Source organism: Bartonella rattimassiliensis 15908 (genome assembly GCF_000278215.1).
Classification (GTDB): domain Bacteria; phylum Pseudomonadota; class Alphaproteobacteria; order Rhizobiales; family Rhizobiaceae; genus Bartonella; species Bartonella rattimassiliensis.
Genome location: NZ_JH725070.1, coordinates 24,780 through 37,471, shown reverse-complemented (window position 1 = coordinate 37,471; position 12,692 = coordinate 24,780). Strand labels below are relative to the sequence as shown.

At 35.3% G+C, this 12,692-nt stretch carries 10 protein-coding genes and 2 pseudogenes; 2 read left to right on the top strand and 10 right to left on the bottom strand.

The genetic code is table 11. The annotated features are described in order from the left end of the window. The 4 genes and pseudogenes from MCY_RS08360 to MCY_RS08345 all read right to left on the bottom strand — a co-directional run. On the bottom strand, window positions 1-981 hold a 981-nt coding region (locus tag MCY_RS08360; protein WP_007347936.1), incomplete at its 3' end, for a DUF3987 domain-containing protein. A gap of 307 nt (window positions 982-1,288) precedes the next feature. Next, complete coding sequence (locus tag MCY_RS08355; protein ID WP_007347209.1) at window positions 1,289-1,489, bottom strand: helix-turn-helix transcriptional regulator; 201 nt, start codon at window positions 1,487-1,489, stop codon at window positions 1,289-1,291. 209 nt (window positions 1,490-1,698) lie between these two features. Next, the gene (locus tag MCY_RS08350) at window positions 1,699-2,865 is read right to left on the bottom strand and encodes a tyrosine-type recombinase/integrase (RefSeq protein ID WP_007347935.1); all 1,167 of its coding nucleotides are present in this window, start codon (window positions 2,863-2,865) and stop codon (window positions 1,699-1,701) included. 175 nt (window positions 2,866-3,040) lie between these two features. Further along, window positions 3,041-3,820, bottom strand: a pseudogene (locus tag MCY_RS08345) (DEAD/DEAH box helicase family protein); the annotation flags it as partial. Window positions 3,821-4,162: 342 nt separating this feature from the next. On the opposite strand from MCY_RS08345, the gene dusA reads away from it, so the two are divergent. Both dusA and cobT read left to right on the top strand, forming a co-directional pair. Further along, a complete protein-coding gene (dusA, locus tag MCY_RS08340; protein WP_019224364.1) occupies window positions 4,163-5,146 on the top strand; it encodes a tRNA dihydrouridine(20/20a) synthase DusA in 984 nt (327 codons plus the stop codon). 389 nt (window positions 5,147-5,535) lie between these two features. Then, complete coding sequence (cobT, locus tag MCY_RS08335) at window positions 5,536-6,525, top strand: nicotinate-nucleotide--dimethylbenzimidazole phosphoribosyltransferase (RefSeq protein ID WP_007347932.1); 990 nt, start codon at window positions 5,536-5,538, stop codon at window positions 6,523-6,525. Window positions 6,526-6,572: 47 nt separating this feature from the next. On the opposite strand, the pseudogene MCY_RS08330 reads toward cobT, so the two are convergent. From MCY_RS08330 to rnr, 6 genes and pseudogenes are all read right to left on the bottom strand, one after another. Further along, a pseudogene (locus MCY_RS08330) lies at window positions 6,573-7,064 on the bottom strand (Lrp/AsnC family transcriptional regulator). 22 nt (window positions 7,065-7,086) lie between these two features. Then, complete coding sequence (locus tag MCY_RS08325; RefSeq protein WP_007347929.1) at window positions 7,087-7,716, bottom strand: uracil-DNA glycosylase family protein; 630 nt, start codon at window positions 7,714-7,716, stop codon at window positions 7,087-7,089. A 12-nt stretch (window positions 7,717-7,728) separates the two neighbouring features. Next, a complete protein-coding gene (locus MCY_RS08320; RefSeq protein ID WP_007347928.1) occupies window positions 7,729-8,307 on the bottom strand; it encodes a thermonuclease family protein in 579 nt (192 codons plus the stop codon). A 340-nt stretch (window positions 8,308-8,647) separates the two neighbouring features. Beyond that, a complete protein-coding gene (rpmG, locus tag MCY_RS08315; protein WP_004864083.1) occupies window positions 8,648-8,815 on the bottom strand; it encodes a 50S ribosomal protein L33 in 168 nt (55 codons plus the stop codon). 106 nt (window positions 8,816-8,921) lie between these two features. Next, window positions 8,922-10,094 carry an MFS transporter gene (locus MCY_RS08310; RefSeq protein WP_007347927.1) on the bottom strand — a complete coding sequence of 391 codons (1,173 nt, stop codon included), beginning with the start codon at window positions 10,092-10,094 and terminating at the stop codon, window positions 8,922-8,924. Window positions 10,095-10,419: 325 nt separating this feature from the next. Beyond that, window positions 10,420-12,690, bottom strand: coding sequence for a ribonuclease R (rnr, locus tag MCY_RS08305; RefSeq protein ID WP_007347926.1), 2,271 nt, complete (start codon window positions 12,688-12,690; stop codon window positions 10,420-10,422). Window positions 12,691-12,692 lie beyond the last annotated feature (2 nt).

The following is a 12,692-nucleotide window of genomic DNA, read 5'->3' as shown; positions in this document are numbered from 1 at the left end:
ATTGGGCGGTCTATCAATCACTTGCCATTCTTTATTGTCATCGGGCCAGACAATCATTTGAAAGCGTTGCAATAAACCATCATCATTTATTCCACGGTTTATTGCTTGAATGAGGGGAATAATGCGTGAAGGTTGAATGCCTCCAATCATGGATAAAGTGACATGAGGGATAAAAATGGTTCCACGCTCTATACGGTCATAGGTAAATTGATCATCTCCATTAAAAGCTGTGAGATAAAAGGAACGATCTGTTTGATATTCCTTTCTTTCTAGATTGGCTAAAAAGCCAGCCAGTTCATCACGCACCATCAAGAGACCACGGGGATTTTCTTTTAAGAGTTCTCCAAGCTTTTCCACGGTCACATCATTGACAATAAACCGAGAGACATCATCATCATGCGCCTTGTCTTTAGAGAGGGTTTCATACAACAGAGCACGAGCTGTTTCACATTCTCCTTTTCTTATCGCTTTATTGGCTTGTCTTTCCTTTTCTCGTTTGTCTAAAGTTTCAAGTCTCTCTTCAATTTCTTGTTTTTCTTTTTGCTTTAACCAGTTTTTATACCATTCCTTTTGAAGGCAAGAGATAGGAGCTAAAGCGGCTTTCATGGCTGGTGTTTTGAAAGTTGACGATTGCCCAATCAGAGCGCCCCAGAGATTAGGCACGACAATCCAATCATCATGCTGTTTTGGGGCAATCCGCACGCCATTGCCAATGACAGCAGCCAAGGCACAGAGAGCAGAGACAGCAATAAAATCCATAGGAGCCTGTTGACGCTCTGAAACGTCATAGACATAATCCATGAATGGCATTGGGAGTTGTAATGGGTTAAAAGGCTCGACGGGTAAAAGAGCCGTCTTGATCGGTTGCAATTCCCCCCAACCATTTTGTTGCAATGCTTGTTTATAAGGAATGGCTTCTAAACAAGTCTTATCATTTAAAGAAACATTTTGATTGTCGTATTTTCCATCACTTTCTTTCATATTTTCCTCTTTCTAGAAAGTAATACGTTATTAAAATAGATACCTTTTGGAGTTTGCCTCATAAGGACTTCAAAGGCTTTGCTATAGGCCCGCGTATCAAAGGTAAAATCAGCTAAAGTCTTTTTGATTGGTTGGCTTTCATAACGCCCATACGAAACCCCACGCAAAGGCACGTGTAATGTCTTGAGCATTCCTTAAAAGAACACATCATTTTAATCCTATAACATTGCATCATAGGAAGGATTTTGCTATTTCTAGGATGATACGTTTGAGAAAGCCTTGTCCGTCCTTACGTGACAAGGTTTTTTTATGCCGCGTCACTTTGACGTTGCTGTTTTGCTTGTTCGATTACATTTAAGAGATCTGATTGTAACCAACGGGATAAAAAACCAAATTTTAAAGGTTTTGGGAGAGAGCCATTGGTAACATGACGGCGGAAAGTTGAGACACTCATATGAAGCAATTTTGCACTTTCACGGTCAGTTAAAAGAATATCATTTTCGGTCATTTTAAAATCCTTTCATTCTCAAAAAATAGAACCAAATCATGCCTATTTATTAAGCACATTTTGGTTCATTTTTGAAGGTATTTTATTTATAGAAAACAATATATTATCATATAATTTGTGATGTGATAAATTATGCGTCTCATTGAGAGCGAATGAGAGAGAAGAGAGAGAAAGTTATCCACAGATCATGGGGTTATGCACCCCATATCTTAAGATTGACCAGTGACATAAGCGGCCCATTTATCCATATAGACACGGCGCTGTTCTAGATAGTCAGTCCGACGATAGGCACGCTCTACTTTGCCGCCGACCGTATGAGCTAAAATGGTTTCAGCGACCTCATAGGGGGCATCGGTTGTTTCAGCAAGCCAATTGCGTAAACTAGAGCGAAATCCATGGGGGCAGGCTTTAAGACCAGTTTGTTGCATATATTGAGCCATACAATTTACACCAAGAGGACCGCGACCTTTAGCAGAAAAAAAGAATTCATTGCGAGAGAGCAGGCGTGCTTGTTTTAAAATGTCTAATGCTTCAGAAGATAAAGGCACGCGAAATTCTGTTGTAGCATCGCGCTTTCCTTTCATATTTTCAGCAGGAATAGTCCATATATCCCCATCAATTTGATCTTTATGAATATGGCGTATAGGATTTGTACGAACCCCTGTCAGAATAAGCAAACGCAAAGCCATTTGTGTGGTTTTTGTTGTTTCGCAAAGTGTTTTATAAAAAGTCGGAACCTTTCTCCAATCCATAGCTGGAAAATTTTGCGTTTTATGGCGTTGTTTGCCTAAGAGCGCGCGTGCTTTTTCGGTTGCCTGTAAATCAACATCCAAACCTAATGCAGCCGCATGTTTAAGACAAAGATTAAGACGTATCAATGCTTTCTCTGCTGTTGCAGCTTTTGTATGCCAGATAGGGGCAATAGTGTTGCGTATCTCAGTTTGTGTAATCTCTGAAACGGGTAAACAGCCTAATTTGGGAAGAATATGCAGTTTTAAAGGTGCAAACCAGATTCCGTCTTTACCATCCCCTTTTAATTCAGCTTTACGACTTTCAAAAGTCTCTAAAGCAATATCTTTTAAATAATGAAGATTGCTTATTGCTTCACGCTTTTGTTTATTGCGCTCTTTAATGGGATCACGACCCTCATGCAAAACAGAACGCCATTGGTTTGCCAATTCACAGGCTTTTTTTAAAGAGACACGTCTTAATGCCCCCAAGTCCATTTCGCGATGACGCCCGTGAATGGTATAACGATAAAGCCATTGAGCACCTCCATCTTTACGTTTGTGAAGAAGCAAGCCGGCACCATCATTATATTTGCCAACTCCCAATGTTGCGACAGATCTTGCATTAAGACGGTTCATAAGAGCCATTTTTAGTCCTTTCTTATATAAATTTGATCCACACATTCATCCCGCTTGTAACGTGCAAATGAGTGGTTTTGATTGATTCAAGATAAACAGCTTTGAAATGAGAGAATCTTACGTTATTCGAGCTTCTCACTCAACATACAAAACAGTAAATTATCATTATAAATCAATATGTTACACTAAAGATACGAGGCGTTGCTGTCATGTATAGACGTTTCTTACCTCGAATAAGACTGTTATCGTGAACCTTGATAAAATCAGATTCACTGTCCTCTGTTCCTAATGAAGCCCTCGTTGTTCTATGCGCCTCATCACAAATAATCAAATCAAAGGCTGCTAAACCATGATCCTTTTGCGCATCAACAATGACTTGTATTGATTGATAGGTAGCAAAAATAACACTCATCGCATGGGAAGAAGAGCTTCCCACTTTCTCAACAAGCCTAAAGGCATCAGTTGTAGCAGGAAGTGCTAAATCGGATGCCGATATTTCTCCATCATCCTCTTGGTTTTTACGACGCTTGCCGATTTGCTTATCGGAACATACAGCAAAGCAACGCAAGGGCACTTGTGCATCGGCTGTCCATTCACGAATGCTTTGTGACATCAAGGCAAGAGAAGGGACCAAAAACAATACATGCTTGCCTTGACCTGCTATGGTTTCTGCTATCTTAAGACTTGTGAAAGTTTTCCCCGTTCTACATGCCATAATCAGCTTGCCACGGTCTTCTGTTTGTAACCCTGCACAAATTGCTTTCAGTGCTTCTTTCTGATGATCTAAAAGTTTTTTCTTGGTTTGCTCGTAAAGAACAATGTTGCCTGTCTTATCAAAGAGACCCCAATCAATAGGACTATTGTCCATATCAAAGAGATTAATTCGATAAACCGGAACGGCTTGCCCTTCAATCATGATATTGGCATTTTCGCTTAAGTCTTTTTCGGTGCTATCAATGAGAATTGTATAATGTTTTAATTTATCATTTATTATCTTAAACACTGTGCTAAATCATCTAATGAAATAGAGGCTTAATGGGTATAAAAGGAATTTATCAATGTGTTTTTTATAGTATAGTGAACATCTTTTTTATGTGCATATATCTGAGTATTGCTTTATAAGAAGTATGATACTGTATTTTATCATAATTGATTGTAATAAATCTTTATATCAATTGAAGAAAGCAGTTAAATAAAGAAGCTATTTTTATACGCATAATAGTAGCAAGAGAATAAAAATTTCTATAAAGCAGAAATTGTTTTTCATTTATAAAGAGAGTTACGGGGATATGAAAGTCGTACCCTTATGATATTTTATAATCTTCCATCGCCTGTAAAATTTGCAGTAGCACCAATGTTGGATTGGACAGATCGACATTGCAGATTTTTTTATCGTCTTTTAACGAAAAAAGCACTCCTTTATACGGAAATGATAGTTGCAGATGCTGTTATTCATGGTGTTCGCGAACAATTGTTGGCTTTTGATCATGAAGAATGTCCAGTGGCGTTACAATTAGGGGGAGTAGATTCGAAAAAGTTGGCAGAGGCTGCAAGGATCGCTGAAGATTTTGGCTATAATGAAATAAATTTCAATGTTGGTTGCCCATCAAATCGTGTTCAAGCAGGAGTATTTGGAGCTTGCTTGATGTTACATCCAGACATTGTGGCAAATGCTGTGGAGGAAATGAAACGAGTAGTTACAATACCTATAACTGTCAAATGTCGGATTGGAGTGGATGAACAAGATGAAAAATTAGCGTTAGATCTTTTGGCTAATCAGGTTTGGAATGCGGGGTGTGATGCACTCTGGATCCATGCACGCAAGGCATGGTTACAAGGATTAAGTCCGAAAGAAAATCGTAATATTCCACCTCTTAATTATGAAAGAGTTTATAAATTAAAACGTAAATATCCTCATAAATTCATTGGGATAAATGGAGGAATTAAATCAATTGATGAAATTAAAGAACACTTAACTTTCTGTGATGCCGTTATGGTTGGTCGCCAAGTTTATTATGATCCAACTTTGTTAAAACATATCGATTTTGAACTTTATGGTGAGTCGCAAAATAATCTGAGTGAGAGTGATCTTATTGAGGTTATGTGTGATTATGCGGCTCGACATATTGCATCAGGGGGAAGACTTTCTCATGTGACGCGTCACATGATTGGTTTATTTCATGGACGGAAGGGAGCACGTCGATGGCGACAAATATTATCAAATGACGCGACAAAACCAAATGCAAATATATATATTTTGAAAGAAGCTTTTTATGCTCTCATTGAATAACAGCTTGACAATAACATATGTTAAAGTTGATCTCCTTTGTACTTTGATTTTTTTGCGATGATTTTGATCATTTAAGTTTTATAAGCCTTTGAAAATTTATAACTTTTGTTATAGCATGAAGATTAGAATTCTATATTAAACAATAGGCTAATTGCTCCTATTTAATAGAAAAATAGATTAAAGATGTGATGTAAAGATAGTAATTAAGACATTAATAATATTTCTAATTTCACGTATTCGTTATCTAATTAAAAAATAGAATATAAAAATCATTGCTTCCATAATATTTAATGTTTTTAAAACACTGTTTAAAAAAGCAATAAATTATTCATATCCTGTATATATGACATGATTTTCATTAAACATTGTAGATTTTAAAAGGTATCCTCATGACCACTAGTCCATTTGATGATTTTCGTGCTTTGCTTACGAATTTACCTGTTGCTGATGAATTTTCTATAATTTTGGCAAAAAAACGGCAGGAAGATTTAACAAAAGTGCAAGGAGCATTAGGAAAATTGGGAGATATTGCTGTTTGGTATGCAGGATGGAAAGGTACAGAAAAACCTCTCGTAACGCGACCTTTGGTTGCTATTTTTTCTGGAAACCATGGTATTGTAGAAGAGAATGTTACACCATTTCCACAGTCTATGACACAAAAGATGGTACAGAATTTTGCATCTGGTGGAGCTGCGATCAATCAAATTTGTATAGCTTATGATCTTGGATTAAAAATTTTTGATTTAGCCTTGGAATATCCAACAATGAATATCACGAAGGATGCTGCAATGGATGAGCGGAGTGCAGCTGCTACAATGGCATTTGGCATGGAATCCATTGCTGGTGGAACAGATCTTTTATGTATAGGTGAAATGGGGATTGGAAACACAACAATAGCTTCTGCCTTATGTTTAGCATTGTTTGGTGGAGAGGTCGAAGAATGGACAGGAAATGATATAGGATCGGAGGGTGATTTTTATCAACGTAAAATAGAAGCGGTTAAGACAGCAATTTCTTTACATAAAGATTATTTTAATGATCCTTTTGAGATAATGCGTCGCTTAGGAGGACGTGAAATTGCTGCTATGGTTGGTGCTATTTTAGCGGCAAGAATGGAAAAAATACCCGTTATTTTAGATGGTTTTGTGGCAACAGCAGCTGCAGCAATCCTTTATAAAATAAATCCAAAAGCTCTTGATCATACCCTTGTTGGAGATGTTTCTTCTGAGAAAGTCCATCGTAAACTTTTACAAAAGATTGGTAAAGAACCACTTTTAGATTTTGGAATGCATCTTGGGGAGGGGACAGGAGCTGCTATGGCAGCTGGTATCGTTAAAGCTGCTGTTTTAACACATGCACAAATGGCCGTTTTAGAATAAAAGAATTTATATACCTAAAAAATGATGAGACAGATATAAAAAAACTTTTAAGAATTTTGCTCATTTATCTTTTCATGTAATTTAATATAATTAAGTGGAAGCTCTGTTGTATATTTAATTTGTTCTATTGCGAAAGAAGAGGAGACATCACGGATATCAATTTTAGAGATTAATTTTTTATAAAAAATATCGTAAGCTTCAATATTGGGAACAACAACACGCAATAAATAGTCAATATCTCCACTCATTCGATAAAATTCAATAACTTCACGGAATTCTTGCACAATTTTTGAAAAACGTTTAAACTATTCATGACTATGTGTATTGGTGCGAATAGAAACAAAAACAGTGACGCGCGCATTTACTTTTTCTGGAGAAAGAACAGCAACGCGACGTTGAATAACGCCATCTTCTTCAAGTTTCTGAATTCTACGCCAGCAAGGAGTGGTCGAGAGTCCAATTTTTTTGGCAATATCAGCGACAGAAAGTGTCGCATTTTCTTGCAAAAGATGTAAAATTTTTCGGTCAAGACGGTCCATATTTTTTGCTCAATATTTTAATTTATAAGAATTTACGCACTAAACGACGTAAATATACAATAAGCTCATCGTTAAACCATGGATTTTTCTGTAACCAAGAAGTATTTCGCCATGATGGATGAGGCAAAGGCATAACATTATAGCCTCGAGGTTGGCGGATGGAAAGGATATTTCTCCAATCATTAACAGTTGCTGAAACAGTTTTATGTTTTAATTCTGTAATATGCCACCTTTGTGCATAACTGCCAATAGCAAGAACAAGCTCTATTTGAGGCATCGCTTGAAATATCTTTTCATGCCATATTTCTCGACATTCACGTCTTGGTGGTAAATCGGCTTTATTTTTATCATAACCTGGAAAACAAAATCCCATAGGAACAATAGCAAAGAGAGATCTATTATAAAATTCTTCTTTCGTGACATTGAGCCAATTACGCAATTTTTCGCCAGAACGATCATTAAAAGGGATAGATGTTTCATGAACACGCAATCCTGGTGCTTGGCCTGCAATTGCAATCAAAGCCGTCTCGGATAAATAAACAACTGGCTTGGGTTCATGGGGAAGAGGAGGAAAATAATGTGGCTGTTGGATACAAACACGACAAGAATAGATTTCTTTTTCAAGTTTGATAATCTGGTTACATTGTTTCATTGGTCAATGAAATTAAAAAATATTCTTTAAATACGTGCGAGGATTTGCTTTGCGCCATTCTTTCGGATGTTGAAAACTTGATGCCCATATTCCCTTTTTTTTCTTTCTAGCTTCTCGCTCTTCTTTGGGATATTCATAATAACTTACAGCCCAACCATTATGTACAAGCGCTGCATTGATATTGCTAACTTGTTTTGTTTTACATGTTGCAAGAATACGGCCATATCTATCTGTTTTATGCCAGTAACATGTAACAGTTTGATTTTTTACTAGTTGTTCTAAATATTTTTTTGCCTCAAGACCACAAGGGTAGTGTGCTTCCTTTTCTCCACAAAGTTGGTGGAGTTCAGGAGCATCAATTCCATAAAGTCGAATTTTAATTGAAGAAATCATAATGGAATCACCATCAACAATTAATGCATTTCCTTCAACAGAGTTTTGAGAAAAAAATTTTTCTTTTTGAAGTAACGGCTGAGGCTGCTTAAAATAAGCTAACATAATAATAAAAATACTAGCAGCGACAAAAATACTGAAACCGATAACTTTTATATTGAAGCTTCTTAGATTAAAATGAGAAAAATTCTTTTTCATGAAATAAAGAAACTGCTAACATTATTATAACACATTATACTTAGGGTTGCTTATAATTCTTTCAAAAAGATTCGATTCATATAACGAAACAGTTTCTGGTTTTAATAACAAAATCTTTGCTAGATATCACAACAGCCAAATACCCATGTAGAATATACGTAGGAAACCTAAACAATAAATCAACTTATCTAAATTTTTACAAAACATACAAATTTAAAACCATATAAATTTCAAAGTAAACTTTTCAAGCAACAAAAAACACGTCTCTAAAAATAACCTCGAAGGCAATATCCTCTACATTTCTTTTGGAATATAAAAACTACCAATCCAATGATAAATTTTATTTAATTTTTGTTTCTTTAAATTCAACATGCTTCTTTACAACTGGATCATATTTACGTTTGCTCATTTTATCTGTCATTGTACGGCTGTTTTTCTTTGTTACATAGAAAAAACCAGTATCTGCAGTTGATAAAAGCTTGATTTTAATGGTTGCTGCTTTAGCCATAATGTAAGAATCCTATTTACACTTAAAAAATTATTATTGCGGTCAAAACTTATTTCTGACATTACCAAATTTTCTGGCAACAGTACTACGGATGTTCTCAAAAAAGTCAAGAGCTGATTAATTTTCTCATAAGTTGGATAAACACTAAAATAACGTATAAACTGAAAAAAACAGCTATGGCTATTGAAAAACCAAAGGGATTAAAGATATCCATGGATTTTCCAATAAAGGTCGGTCCGATAAGCATACCAATTCCATAATAAAAAATAAAAGCAGAATTAGCAGTAGCAAGTTCTTGGCCTTTGAAACGTGCTCCTAGATGTGCAAGACCAATTGTATAAAGGCTCGCTGATACACCACCAAGAAGAAATAAATCAAACATCAAAAACCATGGATATTGAGCAATCCATGGTACTATAAAAGTTCCTATAAAACCTAGGATCGCGCAACTTATTAGCGGATAGCGCCGATCTTTGACACAGTCGCTTATAATGCTGATAGGAATTAAGAGAAAAACATTCCCTAGTCCAAGCGTTGCCAGAAAGTATGCTGCTTTATTCTCATTATAGCCAATGGATAAACTAAAGGGGATTATGAGCGTTAATGTGCCCATTTGAATAGCACCGTAAACAAGAACGGACATCATTGCACTTGGAATATGAAAAAGATAACGAAAAAATGGTGTATATTGGCTTTTTTGAAATTTTGGACTTAATTTCCAAGCAGCAAGAATTGGAATGACAGCGAGTATAAAAAGGCTATACCCAACAGCAAAAGGAATAAATCCTTGTGTTCCTATTTTTGCTAGCAGCGTTGGACCTACTGCAAATCCTAATCCTAAAACAATCGCATAAATGGAAAGAACCAAACTACGTTTTTTAGGGGGGGCACAACTATTAATCCAAAATTCTGACAGAATAAACATAACTGTCATAGTGAAATGTAATGTAAACCTTAAAATGAACCAAATCCATAGGGGAGAGAAAAAATAGAATCCTAAAAAACTTAAAGATCCTATAGCCATCATAAGTAATATTGTTTGGGAAATACCCAAGCATAAAGCAATTCGAGAAGTAAAAATAGCTGCAACGATTGTGGCGATTCCACCAACAGTTCCACTATAGCCAATCATTGTGCTAGAAATACCTTTTTCTACCATAAGAAAAGAGACAAGTTGTGTTCCCATTCCCAATGATGTTCCAACGATGCCAATGGTTGTAATAGCAGCAATAATAGCACGAAAAGAATTATTTTGAGAGTCAAAAGCTTTTTTTTTCATAAGGATGGCTTAAGATATTTTTGTTTATTCGAATAATGAAAAGGTGTGATGAAATAAAAGAAAAAACCAAGCTCCTTTTAGCGGATTTTTCACTTCAATAAAGTATAAAAAAATTCTGAAAAAATTTTATTAAATATATTCCTTTATGTGATGAAAAAATAAGATCGTATACATATAAAATTATATAAATACTACATATTACAGATTATTTATTATATTGAATAGAGTAATAATAAAGTTAATATTTTAATTATTTTTTTAGCTTTTAAAATAAAAAAAGCGTATAATGAAAATTACAAAAATATTTTTTACTCTTTATTGCTAATTAATATTTTCTTCTTCCATAAAAGGTATGCTTTCGTTTTTTTAATTTGTTTTTATGGTAGGATGTTGATAAAAATTTTATTGGACGAGGTTTTGTTAAAAGCTCAAGACATAAAGCAGCAGAAAAAGGTTGTACAGTTATAAGTTTTACTTCTACAATATCACTGAGCTGATAACCTTTATGGCTATACTGTCCTATAAGGATATGTTGTGCTTCATCAAGATGATAATAATCATTTTTAAGGGTAGAAATAGAGACAAAACCATCTATATTAAGTTTATCAAGTGAGATAAAAAGGCCTGCTTTTGTAACTCCGGAGATGCGGCCTGTAAAAGTACGGCCGATTTTATTCATTAAATAGTGAGCAACAAGCCGATCGATAGTTTCTCTTTCAGCTAACATTGCACGGCGCTCGTATAAAGAGATTTGCGTAGCAATTTCTGCAAGATTTTGTTCTTGTGTATCTGTTAATTGATCGTTGCCTAAATTAAGAGCTTTAATAAGTGCGCGATGAATAATGAGATCAGCATAACGACGAATTGGCGATGTAAAATGTGTATAGTTTTGCAAATTTAAACCAAAGTGGCCACTATTTTTAGGATTATATTCCGCTTGTGATTGGGAACGTAAAATAACTTGATTAACCAGTTCTTGTTGTTGAGTATGAGTGACCCTTTCTAAAATTCTATTAAGACGTGCTGGTGTTAATTCAGCACTTTTGGAGAGTGATATCCCTAAACTTTGAAAAAAAGTCCGCAATATTTCTTGTTTGGCAAGAGAAGGTTTATCATGAACACGATAGATGAAGGGTTGTTGATGTTTTTTTAATGTTTCAGAAGCGGCAATATTTGCTTGTATCATAAACTCTTCAATTAAACGATGGGCTTCTAGATGTTCTTCGTTCACAACATCTTGGATATATCCATTTTGATCAAGAATAATCTTTTTTTCTGCTATTTCTAATTCTAGTGGTTGTCGACGATTCCGTGCAGCTTTAAGGCATGCATAGGCTTCCCATAAAGGTTGCAAGAGATTCTCAAGTAGAGGTTCAATTTCTTCATCAATATATTCTTTTCTTACCAATTGCACTTCTTGATAAGAAAATTTGGCTTTTACACGCATCATAATACGATGAAAACTGTGTTTTTGTTTATTACCGTTTGCATCAAAAATCATACGAACGGCTAAAGCTGGTCTATCTTTTCCTTCACGCAAAGAGCATAGATCATGAGAAAGACGTTCGGGTAACATTGGCACAACGGTATCGGGAAAGTAAACAGAATTTCCGCGTTTCAATGCTTCTTTATCTAAAGCGCTTCCTGTTTTGATATAGTAAGAAACATCTGCAATGGCCACAATAATAATCCAACCACCATTATTTGCAGGGTCCTTATCCTTGCTTGCATAAACTGCATCATCATGGTCTTTGGCATCTGGTGGATCAATTGTAATAAATGGTAATTGACGCCAATCTTCACGATTATCCATATTGGCAGCTTTGATATGTTTGACTTGCTCAAGAACGTTTTCAGGAAAAATATAAGGAATTCCTTTCGAAAGAACAGCAATCATTGAGAGTGTTTTCTCACTCTTAATATGCCCTAAAACATTTTTTATTTGTGTACTTTTAAAATCATAACCAGTATTCTCTTTTATTTCAACTTCAACAAGATCACCCGTTTCAATCTTCATTTCTGGAGATATTTCAACAATGAGTTCATTGGTTTTGCGGTCTATAGGATTAAGGCGCCATTGATTATTTTCTAACTTTTGTACAACACCAAATATGCTCTTTGGTAATACATCAATTTTACGAATAATTCGCCCCGTATAAGGGGAATTTTGAGAATTTTTACTTCGAAAAATTTTTACAAGAACATGATCTCCAACGCTAATATTTTCTCCCTTTATGTGATGAAAAGAGTGTATTTCAATATTGGGCTTTGGCGTATCTTTCCATTCAAGAGGTTGTGCAATAAAACTACCATCTTTATCATGTCTGCTAATTCTTACTAAAGCAAAAGGGTGTAATTTTCCTTTGTTTATTTCTCTCTTGCGCTTTGTAGATATAAGATTTTGATCCTTTAACTCACGCAATATATCTCTAAGCCAAATACGAGAACCGCCTTTTAAGTTAAAAGCTTTGGCAATTTCTCGTTTACTTGATCGGATAGGATTCTCATTGATAAAAGAAAGAATTTCTTTTTTATTGGGCAATCTTTTTCCCTTGAATGAGGAGAGATATTTTACGTTTTTTTCATCTTTAGCCAAAA